This is a genomic window from Paraburkholderia domus (assembly GCF_905220705.1).
In the GTDB taxonomy this organism is placed as follows: domain Bacteria; phylum Pseudomonadota; class Gammaproteobacteria; order Burkholderiales; family Burkholderiaceae; genus Paraburkholderia; species Paraburkholderia domus.
Map to the genome: position 1 here is coordinate 172,064 of NZ_CAJNAT010000003.1, position 15,338 is coordinate 187,401.

The 15,338-nt window shown below is 62.8% G+C and carries 12 protein-coding genes and 1 pseudogene; 7 read left to right on the forward strand and 6 right to left on the reverse strand.

Translation table 11 applies throughout. From position 1 onward, the window contains the following. Nucleotides 1–334: 334 nt before the first annotated feature. Genes KHO31_RS08620 through KHO31_RS08630 form a run of 3 tightly spaced genes read right to left on the reverse strand, consistent with a single transcriptional unit; the run spans nt 335 to nt 2,483 of the window. On the reverse strand, nt 335–1,258 hold the full coding sequence (locus KHO31_RS08620) for a class I SAM-dependent methyltransferase (protein WP_211623060.1): 924 nt from the start codon (nt 1,256–1,258) through the stop codon (nt 335–337). Further along, complete coding sequence (locus KHO31_RS08625) at nt 1,255–1,731, reverse strand: DNA-deoxyinosine glycosylase (protein WP_201074991.1); 477 nt, start codon at nt 1,729–1,731, stop codon at nt 1,255–1,257. Before KHO31_RS08625 ends, KHO31_RS08620 begins: the two co-directional genes overlap by 4 nt. After that, nucleotides 1,731–2,483 (reverse strand): chorismate--pyruvate lyase family protein, encoded by a 753-nt coding sequence (locus KHO31_RS08630; protein WP_201074990.1) that lies wholly within the window; start codon nt 2,481–2,483, stop codon nt 1,731–1,733. Before KHO31_RS08630 ends, KHO31_RS08625 begins: the two co-directional genes overlap by 1 nt. Before the next feature lie 244 nt (nt 2,484–2,727). Here KHO31_RS08630 and KHO31_RS08635 point away from each other — a divergent pair, with 244 nt between their 5' ends. Beyond that, a complete protein-coding gene (locus KHO31_RS08635; RefSeq protein ID WP_211623062.1) occupies nt 2,728–3,234 on the forward strand; it encodes an OmpA family protein in 507 nt (168 codons plus the stop codon). A 112-nt stretch (nt 3,235–3,346) separates the two neighbouring features. Here the strand turns inward: KHO31_RS08635 and KHO31_RS08640 are convergent, their stop codons facing one another. Continuing rightward, complete coding sequence (locus tag KHO31_RS08640; RefSeq protein ID WP_211623063.1) at nt 3,347–5,161, reverse strand: tetratricopeptide repeat protein; 1,815 nt, start codon at nt 5,159–5,161, stop codon at nt 3,347–3,349. 268 nt (nt 5,162–5,429) lie between these two features. Between KHO31_RS08640 and KHO31_RS08645 the strand changes: the two genes are divergently transcribed. After that, nucleotides 5,430–5,699, forward strand: a complete 270-nt coding sequence (locus tag KHO31_RS08645; protein WP_201074984.1) for a hypothetical protein — start codon at nt 5,430–5,432, stop codon at nt 5,697–5,699. A 167-nt stretch (nt 5,700–5,866) separates the two neighbouring features. On the opposite strand, the gene htpG is transcribed toward KHO31_RS08645, so the two are convergent. Both htpG and KHO31_RS08655 read right to left on the reverse strand, forming a co-directional pair. Further along, nucleotides 5,867–7,765, reverse strand: a complete 1,899-nt coding sequence (gene htpG / locus KHO31_RS08650; protein WP_201074983.1) for a molecular chaperone HtpG — start codon at nt 7,763–7,765, stop codon at nt 5,867–5,869. 100 nt (nt 7,766–7,865) lie between these two features. Beyond that, on the reverse strand, nt 7,866–9,320 hold the full coding sequence (locus KHO31_RS08655) for an aminotransferase-like domain-containing protein (RefSeq protein ID WP_201074982.1): 1,455 nt from the start codon (nt 9,318–9,320) through the stop codon (nt 7,866–7,868). 279 nt (nt 9,321–9,599) lie between these two features. Between KHO31_RS08655 and KHO31_RS08660 the strand changes: the two genes are divergently transcribed. The 5 genes and pseudogenes from KHO31_RS08660 (at nt 9,600) to KHO31_RS08680 (ending at nt 15,143) form a co-directional block, all read left to right on the forward strand. Continuing rightward, nucleotides 9,600–10,289 carry a VOC family protein gene (locus tag KHO31_RS08660; RefSeq protein ID WP_201084875.1) on the forward strand — a complete coding sequence of 230 codons (690 nt, stop codon included), beginning with the start codon at nt 9,600–9,602 and terminating at the stop codon, nt 10,287–10,289. A gap of 75 nt (nt 10,290–10,364) precedes the next feature. After that, nucleotides 10,365–11,561, forward strand: a complete 1,197-nt coding sequence (locus KHO31_RS08665; protein WP_201074980.1) for an aminotransferase-like domain-containing protein — start codon at nt 10,365–10,367, stop codon at nt 11,559–11,561. Nucleotides 11,562–11,614: 53 nt separating this feature from the next. Next, on the forward strand, nt 11,615–12,079 hold the full coding sequence (locus KHO31_RS08670; RefSeq protein WP_201074979.1) for a RidA family protein: 465 nt from the start codon (nt 11,615–11,617) through the stop codon (nt 12,077–12,079). Nucleotides 12,080–12,260: 181 nt separating this feature from the next. After that, nucleotides 12,261–12,374: pseudogene (locus KHO31_RS08675) on the forward strand (PhzF family phenazine biosynthesis protein); the annotation flags it as partial. A 402-nt stretch (nt 12,375–12,776) separates the two neighbouring features. Further along, nucleotides 12,777–15,143: a bifunctional diguanylate cyclase/phosphodiesterase gene (locus KHO31_RS08680; RefSeq protein ID WP_201074978.1), complete on the forward strand. Its 2,367-nt coding sequence runs from the start codon at nt 12,777–12,779 to the stop codon at nt 15,141–15,143. Nucleotides 15,144–15,338 lie beyond the last annotated feature (195 nt).

Genomic DNA, 15,338 nt, shown 5'->3' on the forward strand with positions numbered 1-15,338 from the left:
GGGCGCCCCGAAAGCTTCGAAAGAGTATAGGAGCCGCGAACGTGCGGTCAAGCAGGAACGACCCGAGGCGGGACAATGCTCTTGAGGCTGGCAGGACGGCGCTTTGACGCGGCGGGGGCAATGCTTCGACGAAGAGCAGGACCGCTCGCTGCGGCCGTAGGCCTGGGGCCGGGTGACCTATGCCTCACGCGCGCGCCCTTAAGCGGGAAGCGGACCCGCTGTGCGATGCGCGATGGGTTGGGGGCCATGAAGACCGTCGCGTGAGCGCAACGGCAACGGCCATTTTGGTCTTGCAGCAGTCGAGCCGGCTTGCCCGGCCCGACCGCTTCACTCGTCAGATCGTGAACGAACCGCCGTTCTGCCCGGTCGATTCCTGCAGACCCTTGATCCACTTGCGCGCCGGCAAACCGAGTTCAGCTTCAATTAGCTTCGCGCGTGCTTGCAGTGCCGTGAACGGCACGTCGAGCGCCGGGCCCGAGAAGGCGATCGCGATGCGGTTGCCATCGTGCACTTCCGGCAGCGCGACCACGCGGCCATCGAACGCTTCGTTGAGCCGCTTCATGTTGCGCACGAAGCTCGGATGATCGCCGAACAGGTTGATCGTCACCACGCCCACCTCGGTCAGACATGCGCGCACCGCGCGGTAAAAGCCGACGCTGTCGAGCACCGGGCCACGCGCGGTCGCATCGTAGACGTCGATTTGCAGCGCGCCGATCGTGCCGTGGTTGGCGCGGTCGTTGACGAAGTCCCATGCGTCCATTTCGTGCACGGTCAGGCGTGCATCGTCGTGCGGCAGTTCGAACATCGTGCGCGCGGCCACGACCACGGCCGGGTTCACTTCGACCGCCTCGACTTTCGCACGCTTCAGGAAGCGGTACGCGAATTTGGTCAGTGCCGCGGCGCCCAGACCGAGCTGAACGATACGCTTGGGCGTTTCGATAAACAGCAGCCAGGCCATCATCTGCTGCGCGTATTCGAGTTCGACGTGATCCGGCTTGCGCAGACGCATCGCGCCTTGCACCCATTCCGTGCCGAAATGCAGGAAGCGTACGCCGCCTTCTTCCGAGAACGTGACCGGCGCGAAACGCGGCTTGCGCGGTGCTTCGATTTGCGGTGCGTCGTGCAGGTCGTCGTCGTGTAGCGCGCGCTTTTTGCTGCGCACTACTTTCTGTTTGTTCAGCGTGTTGTTGCCGGTTTCAGCATCTTTGTTGCGGAAAGCACGTGCTTCAGCCGAGGCGCGCTTGATCAATTTCGTCATGTAAGGATGTCGCGCCAGAGACGCAATTTTTGGTCGAACGAGAGCATAGCATTCGCCGGACTCGACGAAGGCAATACGAGGGTGACGTAGCCGGCTTCGCCGATCACCGGCGCAAAGCGGCCCGCCGTCTTGCCGTTGAAGCAGACTTTGGCAAGCTTCGGCGCGTGGGCACGCAGCGAAGCGAAATCGTTGGGGCTGGCATTGCGGATGGCGGCGTCGAGACTGCCCTCGCGCTCGCATGCGGCGAGCACGTCCCACACGCCGATACCATGCGATAGCACGCGGCCCAGGCGATCTTCGTAAGAGAGTTCGGGGAGTAGCGGTTCGTCGAGCACCGTGCCGAGTAATCGCCAGAACTGATTGCGCGGATGCGCGTAATACTGCGTCACCGCGAGCGACGCCTCGCCGGGGAAGCTGCCGAGAATCAGCGTATGCGTATTCGCCGCGACGACGGGAGGGAAGCCGCGCAGCATCAGCGCTTTACCTTACTGTCCGATTCCGGAGCTTGCCCGGATTCATGCGCGCCCCGTTCGGAGAGGTGTTCTTGCTCCGCACGCGGCACACCATGGGCGCGCGACGCCGTATGCTCGAGCGGCCGGCCATGTTCCCGCACATGCGTGCGCTGCGGCGCGTGCGCGGACGCCGGGTGCGCAGATGGCATGCGCGCCGAAGCCGCCAGACGCGCCCACAGCGCGGGCAACATGCATTCAGTCACCATCAGCGGCGCACCGTGGCGCTCGAACACCGAGCGGCGCGCAACCAGCACGTGCGGCGGCATGCCATCGATTTCACGCGCCGCCAACCGGTACAGCGGATGGCGTGCAGTCAACCTGCGGCTGACCAGCGAGGATCGTGCGACGCTGCTATCGCTGTAAAGCAACTCGGCGAGCGGCCGCGTGCGTAGCCGGCGCGTGGCCTGCCACACGCCGACGCTTGCGGCCAGCGGCGCGACGCTATGCGCCGCGACAAACGGCACGCCGTCGACCGACAACACCACTTCCCGAACCCACACCGGCGCGCGCGGCACGAGGCCAAGCGCGGCGTGTTCGTCGGCCCAGGGCAGCGCGACGGCTTCGCGCGTCACACGCACGGCCACCGCGCCGAGCGTGCGCAGATGCGCGGTCAGTGATCCACCGCGGGTCAACCAGTCTTTCTGGGCGGCGCTCAAACCGGGTAAGGGCGTGACGCGCCAGTGGGCGTCGGCGGCATCGAAACGGATAGGCATGGTGTCGGATTATAACGGCGCCGTTGTCAGAGGATCGCGAGTCCCTCAGCTGCCTTCCCTTCAGGAAGTTCCATTGACAGCCATTCGGAAGCTAATCCGCTTCAATCGGATGTCGAATTCAGAGTGTTCCGATTCTCCGTGGCCAGCAACGCGCGATACAACCTTTGTGCTTTACAAAGTCGGCGGCCCGTCCGCGATCGAAGCGCGGGCCATGTGATCGGATATTGAAGGAGAAAAAAGAAACATGAGAACATTCCTGGGCGCTACCGTATGCGCAATGTCTGTGGTGATGGTGGCGGGTTGCGCAGCGCCGCTGAACCGCGATAAAGAGACATCGCTGAACAAGGCGGTCGGCATCGAAGTGACACCGGTTGCCAACGGCGTCTCCGTCAAGCTGCCCGAAGCCGCGCTGTTCGAGTTCGGCAAATCCGAAGTGCGCGGCGATGCAGCGGCGGTCATCAATCGTTCAGCCGTTCTGCTCAAGCGCAGCAAGAAACCTGTGTTGGTCGAGGGTTACACCGACAATGTCGGCACGCTCGACTATAACCAGCAGCTTTCCGAAGCACGCGCCACGGCGGTAGGTTATGCGCTCGTGGCGCGCGGCGTGGCGCTGGAGCGGATCCGGACGAAAGGCAACGCGTACAACAACCCCGTTGCCAGCAACGATACGGCCGAAGGGCGCGCGCTGAACCGGCGCACGGAAATCGTCGTGCGCGGCGAAACGATGGATACGCTGATGGGACGGAAATAGGCGTTAGCCACCCGACGCCAGAGTCAATAAAACGCCCGCGTCATGCGGGCGTTTTTACGTGTGCTTCCTTATAGGGGTGACTTCCCGGCTTCCGCGCCATTCGCGCGAACAACTATCGCGCGCCTGGCATCGCCGCCAATTGGGCCGTAACGCGCTCGACCACCGGCTCCCACGCCCCCGGACTCGGCTGCCTGAACAGATCGACAGAGTCATACCAAGGCTGCATCTCCTCATTGCCCCAACACCAGTGCGACACGTGATCGAGCATCGCCAGCACGGGGCGCCCCAATGCGCCGCCCAAATGCAAAGGCGCGCTATCGATGGTCACCACGGTATCGAGCGCGCTCACGTGCGCGGCCACGTGCGCGGCCACGTCGTCGAAACCGGCGTGGTAGTGCGCAGTCAGATCGCACACGCGATACCCCTGAGCACTCAAAGCCGCCACATCAGCGTGACGACCCGGCGTCAGCGGATGGAACACCACATTGGGTAGCGCGAGCACCGGAGCCAGCGCCGCAAGTGGAATCGACCGCTTCGCGTCGCGGCGATGGGTCGGGCTGCCCGACCAAACGAGGCCGACATGCAATCGCGCAGCCTCTCCACCACATGCGCTGACCCGCTCGCGCCATGCGGCCACGCGGCTTGCGTCGGCAGACAGATAGGCCGCACCACGCACCTGGTCAGGCCGCGAGCCAAGCACCGACGGCAGGCTCATCATCGGCAGGCCAAAGTGCGGCTTGCCGAGCGGTCCATCCTCGATGGACACACAATCCGCATATGAGCGCGCAAGCAGCGGCTGTAGCGCCCGGCGCACCGCAAGCACCAACCGGCCGCCCTCGTCGCGTACGCGCGCCGCCAGTTCGGGCACAAAACGCACCATCTGGATATCGTCGCCGTTGCCTTGTTCGCTATGCACGATCAAGGTCTTGCCGGCGAGCGGCTCGCCCGTCCAGCGCGGACACAACCGCTCCATCACGGTCACGACGTTGTTCGGTTCGCGGTCCTCACGCGTCAGACGCGCCGCGAAGTGCGGCCATGCGCTCGACCAGTCGCCGCGGCGCAACTTCAGATCGGCCAGATCGACGGCCGCTTGCGGCGCCGACGGATCGAGTGCGAGGGCTGCATGCAGCGCCGCTTCGCTGTCGGCAAAACGCGCCTGCTCGGCTAGATACATACCGATCGCGGCCAGCACATGGGCGTTGCCGGGCGCGGAGGCATCGACAGCGCGCATGGTCGCCTCCGCCGCGGCGGCGTCGTTGCACTGCCATTGCGCATGGCTCAGTTGCCAGGCGATCTCGGCATCGCCGGGATGGTGCGCCAGCACCTCGCGACAAACGCGTGCGACCGTGGACCAATCGCGGATTTCCCGGAACGCCAGCACGAGTTGCAACGGCAACGCCGGGTGGATCGCCGGATCGAGCGCATAAGCCCGCAATAGCGCCGCGCGACGCTCGGCTCTCGCGCTCTCATCAGGCAACGCCGCAAGCGCGATCGCCAACCACCAGGGGGCGCGGGCGTCTTGTGGCGCGTGCGGCTCATACGCGCGCAACATGTGCGCCGCGGCCGAATGCGCGCCACAGCGATCGATCAACCAGACGATCCATTCGACCGTCGCAGCCCACGGCTGCGCTGCTACCACGAGTTCACTATTGCGCTGCGCGGCGTCAGCGCGCCCGAGTGCGTCGGCGAACAGTGCCACGCGTGCATGACGCGCGCCGCTCCCTGCCGCCGGCGCTTGCGATGCACTGTGATATGCCGCTTCGAAACGCCCTGCGCTCGCGCACAGGTCTGCGTGCAATTGCGGCGCGCCCCCCTCTGCGACGAGTTCGAGGGCTCGTCGCTCGGCGGCGTCGAAGCCTTGTTCGCGCAAGATCGACCACAGAAGACACACGGGATCAGCAGGTTTCACCAGGTTGGAATCGGACATGGGAATACAAAGAGTTGTCGCACGCAGGGGCGCGATCGCAAAAATAAGACTCGGTGCATAAATGGCTTAAAGATTGCAAATAATCCCTTAAGCATCCGAGTTTCGATCGAGCCAGCATAAGACAAATACGTGTTTTCACATCTCACAAATCCATCTCGATTTAGTTTTGTTGAATAGATTTGCTTAGTTAACCATAATTATTTTCCGGTCGACTTCTGGCGACGCTCCAAATCGCCCGGATCAACAAAAAACCAAAAAGGAGTAAGGATTGAATACTACGAACTCGAAAGAAACTTCTGACCGCATCGCACATCTGGCCGCCATCGTATTGCGGCGTCCGGGCGCCTTGTATCAGGAGAAGGAACTGGCCGGTTCAGCGCTCGCACAACATCACACATCGAAGCAGACCAGCACGGCGATCGGCAGTCTCGCGGCAAAAGTACTGGCTGACCATCATTCCTGCATCGAGGCAAAGGAACTGGCTGGCTCCGTGCTATCGCAGGTGCGTCATTTGCATGGGCAAGCGCCCGCGCACTAGGCGCTCGCCGTTGTCCAACTGACAAAGCCGGCGCGACCTCCGCGCCGGGCAGCCCGGCGAACAGAAGAACGCACAAACGGGCAAAAAAATGCGCTGCCGAAGCAGCGCATTTTTTAACGACAAGCGTCAAAACGACGCCGATCCAAACTCAACTCAAACTCGAAAGCTCAACCCGCACGCGCCAGCAACAAAGCGTTAGTACGCTTCACGAAGCTCGCCGGATCTTCCAGCGCGCCACCCTCAGCAAGCAGCGCCTGATCGAACAGCAGATGACACCAGTCGTCGAAACTTGCGCTATCCGCGTGCAAGCCCTTCACCAGCGCATGCTCAGGATTCACTTCGAGAATCGGATGGAACGACGGCGCGTCCTGGCCTGCCGCCTTCAGCATGCGTTGCAGATAGCCGCTCATTTCGCCATCGTCAGCCACGAGGCAAGACGGCGAGTCAGTCAGGCGGAACGTCAGGCGCACGTCCTTGGCCTTGTCCTTCAGCGCTTCTTTCATCTTCTCGACGAGCGGCTTGAACTCTTCGCCGACCTTCTCCTGCGCCTGCTTTTCCTCATCATTCAACGCACCCAGATCGAGATCGCCGCGCGCGACGCTTTGCAGCGGCTTGCCGTCGAATTCGTTCAGGAACGACAGCATCCATTCATCGACGCGATCGGTCAGCAGCAGCACTTCCACGCCCTTCTTGCGGAACACTTCGAGATGCGGGCTGTGGGTCGCGGCCTGCCAGGTGTCGGCGGTCACGTAGTAGATCTTGGTCTGCTCGGGCTTCATACGCGAAACGTAGTCGGCGAGCGAAACCGTTTGCTCCGGCGATTCCGTATGGGTCGACGCAAAGCGCACGAGCTTGGCGATACGCTCGCGATTCGCGAAGTCTTCGCCGATGCCTTCCTTCAGCACCTGGCCGAATTCCTTCCAGAAGCCAGCGTACTTTTCCTTATCGGCGTCGTTCTCCGAATTGGCCAGTTCTTCGAGCATCGACAGTGAGCGCTTGGTCACGCCTTCGCGGATCGCCTTCACATCGCGGCTTTCTTGCAGGATTTCGCGCGAAACGTTCAACGGCAGATCAGCCGAATCGACCACGCCCTTCACGAAACGCAGATACCCCGGCAGCAGTTGTTCGGCGTCGTCCATGATGAACACACGCTTCACATACAGCTTCAGACCGGCGCGATGATCGCGGTTGAACATGTCGAACGGCGCTTGCGTCGGCACATACAGCAGTTGCGTGTATTCGCTGCGGCCCTCGACGCGGTTATGCGTCCATGTCAGCGGATCCTGATGATCGTGCGAGAGGTGCTGGTAGAACTGCTTGTACTGTTCTTCTGTGATGTCGTTCTTCGAACGGGTCCACAGCGCGCTCGCCTGGTTGACGGTCTCGTCCTCGTCCTTCGTGACCATCTCGCTCTTTTCGGCGTCCCACTCCTCCTTCGCCATCAGGATGGGCAGCGCGACGTGGTCCGAGTACTTCTGGATGATCGACTTCAGACGATGCGACGACAGCAATTCGTCTTCATCGGCACGCAGATGCAGCGTGATGGTGGTGCCGCGCGCAGCGCGTTCGATCTGCTCCACCGCGAAATCGCCCTCGCCCGCGCTTTCCCAGCGCACGCCTTCTGAAGCCGGCAAGCCGGCGCGGCGCGTTTCGACCGTGATCTTGTCCGCGACGATAAAGCCGGAGTAAAAGCCCACGCCGAACTGGCCGATCAGCGCCGCATCTTTCTGCTGGTCGCCGGAGAGCTTGCCGAAGAATTCCTTGGTGCCCGAGCGCGCGATCGTGCCGAGGTTGGCGATCGCTTCGTCGCGGCTCATGCCGATGCCGTTGTCGTCGAGCGTGATGGTGCGCGCGGCCTTGTCGTACGACACGCGAATCCGCAGGTTCGGATCGTTTTCGTACAGCGCGCTGTTTTCGATCGCTTCGAAGCGCAGCTTGTCGGCCGCGTCGGACGCGTTCGAAATCAGCTCGCGCAGAAAGATTTCCTTGTTGCTGTACAACGAATGGATCATCAGGTGCAGAAGTTGTTTAACTTCTGCCTGAAAGCTCATGGTTTCTTGTGCCATGGTCGGACTTCCTCTCTGTTACGAATGGGGTTCTAGTCAGGCGTGGCGCACGGCCGCGTCGCCGGGTCGTCCGCCTAAGTTGGGGCAAGCCGGCGCGGTTTCAAGAGGCGCGCCGCGCGACGCTGTCCAGATAGCGGCACAGAAACGTCGACAGCTCAGGATCGGCACAGTTGGCGATATTAAAACGCATCCATGTGCTCGGCGACTGCTGCGGAGAAAACAGGCTCCCAGGCGACAGCAGGAAACCGTCTTCGTGCCCGGCGGCCGCGAACGCGCTCGCGTCGACGCCGGTGTCGGCCCACAGGAACATGCCCGCTGCGGGTGTCAGGAACAGCTTCATACCCGTCTTCTCCAGCATCCGCACGGACTTCTCGCGCACGCCGTCGAGCCGCGCGCGCAGCCGCTCGACATGCCGGCGGTAGTGGCCCTCGGTGAGAATCTTGTAAAGCACGCGCTCGTTCAGTTCGGGGCTCGTCATGCCGACCAGCATTTTCTGATCGCTGACGGCCGTGGCCACCTCCGGCGCACACGCGATAAAACCCACGCGCAGATTGGGCGCGAGCGTTTTCGAAAAACTGCCGAGGTAAATCACGCGCTTCAACTGGTCGAGGCTCGCGAGCCGCGTGCCGGGATAGCTCGGCGGGCACAGATCGCCATAAATATCATCTTCGACGACGATGAAGTCGTACGCTTCGGCAAGCCGCAGGATACGGAACGCCTGCGCGGCCGTGAGTGACGTGCCGGTCGGATTCTGCAGCACCGAATTGATCACCAGCATTTTCGGCCGCCAGGTCTCAACCAGCGCCTCGAGCGCGTCGAGGTCCGGTCCGTCCGACGTGTACGGCATGCCGATGAGGCGCGCGCCCTGCGATGCAAAACGCCCGAACATCTGGAACCAGGCCGGATCGCCGACGATTACCGCATCGCCCGGCTTCACGTAGATCCGCGAAATCAGGTCAATTGCCTGGGTAATGCCGGAGACCATCACGATCTGATCCGGCGAAGCGCCGATTTCCAGCTCCTCAAGCCGCGTCTGCAACTGCTGGCGCAGCGGCAAAAAGCCCTGCGGCGTGCCAATTCCAAGCATCTGAGCACCGCTTTGCCGGCCGAGCGTGCGCAGCGCGTTGGTGATCAGATCACCGTCGAGCCAGCGCCCCGGCAGGTAGCCCAGGCCCGGACTGCGCTCGGGGCGCGCCCCCGTATAAAGCATATTGCGAAGCAGCCAGACAACGTCGATCGCGGCGGGCGCGGGCGCGGCGGCGGCGATCGTACGGATCTCGGGCGCCGACACCCCGCCGAGCCGTTCGCGCACATAGAAGCCGGAGCCGCGCCGCGACTCCAGATAGCCCTGCGCCACCAGCCGTTCGTAAGCCTCGACCACCGTGAAGCGCGACACACCCTTGTCCAGCGCCAGCTTGCGGATCGACGGCATGCGCATGCCGGGGCGAAACACGCGCTCCTCGATGCGGCGGCGCGCCCACTGGACGAGCTGCTCGACCAGCGTCAGCGACGCCGTATCGTGCGGGGTAGGAATCTGGGCAAGCGGGACGGACATAACGGGCTCCAACTGTACCGAACGGTATCGAATCGATTGTACCGTTACTGTGCCGGTCGCCGCCGCTACATTTAAGGCTACATTTAAGATAAGCAACGGATGATGAAGCGGCTCGGGTTGCACCGCGCCGCAGGCGAACGGCCTCGGGCAAAACCAGCCCAAACGCCATCCGTCTGGCCCGCCGACCCGGCAAACGGTTATGCTTACGACCCCGGCAACGCTGCTGCCGCACCCGGCGCGCGTTCCGGCTTACCGCAGAAACCGTTTTCCCGATCCGCCATGACTGCTCATTCGCTCCGTCTCGATCACCTCGTGATTTCCGCCCGTACCCTCGACGAGGGCACGCAGTACGTCGCCGACACACTCGGCGTCGCACCGGCCGGCGGCGGCGCGCATCCGCTGATGCGCACGCACAATCGCCTGCTGAACCTGTGGGGCGGCGTGTATCTGGAGGTAATCGCAATCGACCCGCAAGCGGCTGTTGCGACCGATGGTGCGGCACCGCGCGCCCGCCTGTTTGCCCTCGACGACCCGGCGACGCACGCGCGGCTCGAAAAAGGGCCCTACCTGTCGCACTGGGTCGCCCGGGTCGATCGGCCGAAGCGGCTTTCCGATTGGCAAACACAATATCCGCAGCGCACCGCACCGATCGTGCCAATGACGCGGGGCGATTTCAGCTGGGGGCTATCGGTGCCTGACGACGGCGCCTTCCCTGCCTGGCAAGGCGCAGGCGACGGCGTGCTGCCATCGCTGATCCAGTGGGACACGCCGCGGCATCCGTCGGCGGCCTTGCCGGAAACGGACATCGCACTGAAAGCTTTGAAAGCAACCCATCCGCAAGCCGACGCAATCGCGGCGCAATTGCATTGGTTGGGCGCGGCGCACCTGATCGCGCTCGAGCCCACGGAAGGCGCAGCGGCGCTCATCGCCGAGTTTGAAACACCCAATGGTCTACGGACCCTTAATTAAGCAGCGCGCGCGGGTCGACGACTCGCGCGATAATCGAAGTTTTGACCAGTTCCAGAGATACCAGCAGAGGAGACCATGGACCAAAGCGACTTGAAAGCCCCCACGTGGCAACTGTCCGAACGCGCACGCAAGCTCACGAGCTCGGCGATCCGCGAGATCCTGAAAGTCACGGAACGGCCCGAAGTCATTTCGTTCGCGGGCGGCCTGCCCTCGCCGGCCACATTCCCGGCCGAACGCATGCGCGAAGCAGCCGACCGCATTCTGCGCGACGCACCCGGCGCGGCACTGCAATACAGCGCGACCGAAGGCTATCTGCCGCTGCGTGAATGGATCGCGCAGCGCTACTCGGTGAACGGTGCGCAGATCCGCCCTTCGCAGGTACTGATCACGACCGGTTCGCAGCAAGCGCTCGACCTGCTAGGCAAAGTGCTGGTATGCCCGGACAGCCCGGTACTGGTTGAAACACCGACCTACCTCGGCGCGCTGCAATCGTTCTCGATGTACGAGCCGCGCTACGTGCAGGTGCCGACCGACGAGCAAGGGTTGATCCCCGAAGCGCTCACGCCCGAACTGACGGCGGGCGCGCGCCTGTTATACGCACAACCGAACTTCCAGAATCCGACGGGCCGACGCCTGCCGATCGAACGCCGCCGTGCGCTGGCAGCGTTTGCGAAGACCGCACCGTTCCCGGTGATCGAAGACGATCCCTACGGCGCGCTCGACTACGCAGGTGAACCGCTGCCCACCATGCTGTCCATGGCGCCGGATCACATCGTCCATCTCGGCTCGTTCTCGAAAGTGCTGGCGCCGGGCCTGCGGGTCGGCTACATCATCGCGCCCGAAGAACTGATCTTCAAACTCGTGCAGGCCAAGCAAGCCACTGATCTGCACACGCCGAGCTTCACGCAGCGCATCGTGTACGAAGTGATCAAGGACGGCTTCCTCGACACGCACGTGCCGACCATTCGCGAACTGTACCGCGATCAATGCGCGGCGATGCTCGCCTCGCTCGAACGCTACATGCCGGAAGGCGTAAGCTGGAACCGTCCGGAAGGCGGCATGTTCGTGTGGGTGAATCTGCCCGCGCAGATCGACAGCATGAAGCTGCTCGAAGAAGCCGTCGCGCAGAATGTCGCGTTCGTGCCAGGCGGTCCGTTCTTCGCGAACGAAGCCCAGCACAACACGCTGCGCCTGTCGTTCGTCACGGTGCCGCCGGCGAAGATCGACGAAGGCGTGTCACGTCTCGCGGCACTGATCCGCACGAAGCTCTAAGCTGTCCCGACCCGATCCGAACCACCGAATTCCCTACTGATCAAGGACGAAACATGGCTCAAACCAACGTGTACGACAAGCTCAAGGAACTGGGCATCGAACTGCCGAGCGCGGGCGCACCGGCAGCCGCTTATGTGATGAGCGCGCAAAGCGGCAACACGGTGTACCTGTCGGGCCACATCGCGAAGAAGGACGGCAAGGTCTGGACCGGCAAGCTCGGCGCCACGCTCACCACCGAAGAAGGCAAGGCCGCCGCGCGCTCGATCGCGATCGACCTGCTCGCGACGCTGCATGCGCATGTGGGCGATCTGAACCGCGTCACGCGCATCGTCAAGCTGATGAGCCTTGTCAACTCGACGCTCGAGTTCACCGAACAGCATCTGGTCACCAACGGTGCCTCCGAACTGGTCGCTGACGTGTTCGGCGAGCGCGGCAAGCATGCGCGCTCGGCATTCGGCGTGGCGCAGATTCCGCTCGGCGCATGTGTCGAGATCGAGATGATCGCCGAAGTCGAATAACGCATTCCAACAGGTTCGGCTGCCGGTTCGCCCGGCGGCTCGTCCTGAGCGTACTGAACGCGTCGCGAGGTGTCTGCCACCTGCGGCGCGTTTTGCATTTGTGGCGAGGTAGATCGTTCCTTTGTCACCAGGTAGAATCCCTGAACCCTACCAATCTGCTGGATTCGCCGGACCGCGCCCGATGCCCGCCAACACCGTTCGTTTCAAACAGATCGACGTGTTCACGTCGGTGCCCGTCAAAGGTAATCCGCTTGCAGCCGTGTTCGATGCCGAACCCGATGCCGCGGCGCTCGCCGCTTCCAGCCACGCTTGAGCGTAAAACGTCGCATCGTATGCATGTTTAATGCCCTATGCATAATAAGAGGCCTGGCACACCTGAATTCCGGATCCCGATGAAATATTCAACAACGACTGCCGGGCCGTGGCCCCAAGGCCGGCCGCATCGGTTGCGAATTCAGCCGGCCGGGACGGTCTGTTGCGCGCGCGTATACCCGATGCGCGGACCCTTCCTTAATCCAGTGGCATTCAGTAATATCGAAACGTACCCGGTGACCTGCGGACGATCACGCACGACGCCACGCTCCCTTCCCCTGCGCAGCAGTTCCGGCACCTTGGTCACCATGCAGCCACCTATGAAATCAGCGCAGTCAATGCTCGCGCAGTCGCCAAAGGCCGGCGCCAGGGAACGAGCCTCTCAATGAGCCAGTTCCGCTTCTCCGACCCGCGCGAAGCCAAACCCCGCCGCGACCCCGCTCTGTCGCGCCGCCGCGCTTTGCTCGCCATTCCCGCGCTCGGCGTGCTGGTGCTGATCCTGCTTTGGACTGTCATCTTCGCGCGCCTGTCGGTTGAAAAAGAAGCCACCAGTCGTGAAGCGATGGCCTCTGCCGCGATTCTCTCCGCTGCGCTGGAGCAGCACACGGTCAAGGCGATTCACCAGGTTGACCAGATCACCCGCTTCGTCAAATACGAGTTCGAGAAAACGCCGAATCATTTCGATCTGGCCAGCACGGTCGAAAAAGGCGTGGTACAGAGCGAGACGCTGGTGCAGGTGTCGCTGATCGACGAGCACGGCACGCTGATCGCCAACACGGCCGAGCTCAATCCCAAACATATCGATCTGTCGGACCGCGAACACTTCAAGGTCCACGAACATGAAAACGACGACCAGTTGTATATCAGCAAGCCGGTGCTCGGCCGCGTCTCCGGCCACTGGACCTTGCAGATGACGCGGCGTCTGAATCATCCCGACGGCTCGTTCGCGGGCGTCGTGGTGGTCTCCGAAGACCCGAGCTATTTCACCAGCGACTTCTATAACAACGCGGCCATCGGCCGCGAAGGCGTGATCGCGGTCATCTCCGACAACGGCACGGTGCTGGCGCGCCGCACGGGCAGCGTCGACACTGCCAGCGGCTCATTCTCGGCGAGCGGCTCGTATCCGACCTCGGAGCATGTCTCGGGCACCTACGTCGATTCGATCGATAACGTCACGCGCATCGTTTCGTATCGGCATATCGACGGCTATCCGCTCGGCGTGATAGTGGGTCTGTCGCAAGCCGAAGAATTCGCCGACTACAACCACACGCGCAATGTCTATCTGCTGATGGCGGGCTTCATTTCGCTCGCGATGCTGAGCTTCTTCGCGGTGGCCACCGGTTTGATCGGCAAGCTGCTCGGCCGCGAGCGCGAGATGACGCACCTCGTCGAATACGATCTGCTGACCGGTTTGCGCAATCGCTATGCGACGCTGCAAACACTGCGGCACGACGTGGCACAGCCTGCCAATCTCGGGCACCTCGCGATTCTCTTCATCGACCTCGACAACTTCAAGACCGTCAACGACACGCTAGGTCACAACGCCGGCGACATCGTGCTGCAGATGACGGCCTCGCGCCTCGCCGCTGCGGTTGGCGACGACGGCACGTTGAGCCGCATTGGCGGCGATGAGTTCGTCGTAGTGATCAAGGGCGACGACGTCGAGAAGCGCGCTGTCACACTCGCCGAAGCTGCTGCCGACGCGTTCGCCAAGCCTTTCGAAGTGCGCGGTAGTTCGTTCGTGTTGCATGCGAGCATCGGCATCGCGCTCTACTCAGTCGCCAACGAGAGCGAGATCGACCTGCTGAAAAAAGCCGACCTCGCCATGTACAGCGCGAAGGACGCGGGCAAGAACTGTTACCAGTTCTATTCGCCGCAGCTGTCGCACCGCGCGGACCATTTGATGAAGTGGGAACAGCAGTTGCGCGTGGCGCTCGCCGAAGGCCAACTGTTTCTCACCTATCAGCCGAAGATCGATCTGACGCGCCGTTGCATCACCGGCTTTGAAGCGCTGGTGCGCTGGAATCATCCGCAACACGGCCTGATCCCGGCCAACGAATTCATTCCCGTCGCCGAATCCACCGGACTGATCGTGCCGATCGGCGACTTCGTGATCGAGACCGCCTGCCGTCAACTGGCGTTGTGGCAGCAACAGGGCTACGACACGCTATCGCTCGCGGTGAACATCTCCGCGGTGCAGTTCTGGCGCGGCGATCTGTACGAAACCGTCTCGCACGCAATCGAAGAAAGCGGCATCTCCGCGCGCCGTCTCGAACTCGAAATCACCGAGACGGCGATGATGGAATATCCCGAACTCGTCTCGGAGAAGATCTTCGCGTTGAAGCGCCTCGGTGTGCGAATCGCGCTCGACGATTTCGGCACAGGCTATTCGTCGCTCTCTTACCTGAACCGCTTCTCGGTCGACACGCTGAAGGTGGACCGTTCGTTCATCCAGGCGATTCCCGGCGACCGCAGCGTGTGCGTGATGGTCACCGCGATCGTCAATCTGGCGCGCTCGCTCGGACTCACGGTGGTGGTCGAGGGCACCGAGACCGAAGAGCAGATCGCGTGGCTCGCCGCGCTGGGCCATATCGAGGCGCAGGGTTTCCTGTTCTCGCGTCCGGTGCCCGTCGACGCGATTCCGGCACTTCTCGAACGCTTTGGCGTATGCGGCATGAAGGGTCACCGCGCCACGCGTGAAACCGACAGCACCAGCAGCGTGTCAAGCGCCAGCACGAGCGCCAATAGCTGATACGGTCCGGCAGTGGCGCGCCTGTCACGCACGGGCGCGCCGCATACAGCGCATAAGCGCCGCCCCCGCGCATATCCAACCGCGGCATCACAAAACCAGCTACATTCACGCTGTACTGCGTCACTGCGCGATGCCGGCTGCCGGCCGCGCCAACACACACAATGATGATCTCAGAGGGCGGGCCGCCCGCGTGCC

What these genes read in the sequence shown, in the direction of transcription:
- KHO31_RS08620 (WP_211623060.1), bottom strand. Translation starts at nt 1,258, where the DNA reads ATGACGAAATTGATCAAGCGCGCCTCGGCTGAAGCACGTGCTTTCCGC.
- KHO31_RS08625 (WP_201074991.1), bottom strand. Translation starts at nt 1,731, where the DNA reads ATGCTGCGCGGCTTCCCTCCCGTCGTCGCGGCGAATACGCATACGCTG.
- KHO31_RS08630 (WP_201074990.1), bottom strand. Translation starts at nt 2,483, where the DNA reads ATGCCTATCCGTTTCGATGCCGCCGACGCCCACTGGCGCGTCACGCCC.
- KHO31_RS08635 (WP_211623062.1), top strand. Translation starts at nt 2,728, where the DNA reads ATGAGAACATTCCTGGGCGCTACCGTATGCGCAATGTCTGTGGTGATG.
- KHO31_RS08640 (WP_211623063.1), bottom strand. Translation starts at nt 5,161, where the DNA reads ATGTCCGATTCCAACCTGGTGAAACCTGCTGATCCCGTGTGTCTTCTG.
- htpG (WP_201074983.1), bottom strand. Translation starts at nt 7,765, where the DNA reads ATGGCACAAGAAACCATGAGCTTTCAGGCAGAAGTTAAACAACTTCTG.
- KHO31_RS08655 (WP_201074982.1), bottom strand. Translation starts at nt 9,320, where the DNA reads ATGTCCGTCCCGCTTGCCCAGATTCCTACCCCGCACGATACGGCGTCG.
- KHO31_RS08660 (WP_201084875.1), top strand. Translation starts at nt 9,600, where the DNA reads ATGACTGCTCATTCGCTCCGTCTCGATCACCTCGTGATTTCCGCCCGT.
- KHO31_RS08665 (WP_201074980.1), top strand. Translation starts at nt 10,365, where the DNA reads ATGGACCAAAGCGACTTGAAAGCCCCCACGTGGCAACTGTCCGAACGC.
- KHO31_RS08670 (WP_201074979.1), top strand. Translation starts at nt 11,615, where the DNA reads ATGGCTCAAACCAACGTGTACGACAAGCTCAAGGAACTGGGCATCGAA.
- KHO31_RS08680 (WP_201074978.1), top strand. Translation starts at nt 12,777, where the DNA reads ATGAGCCAGTTCCGCTTCTCCGACCCGCGCGAAGCCAAACCCCGCCGC.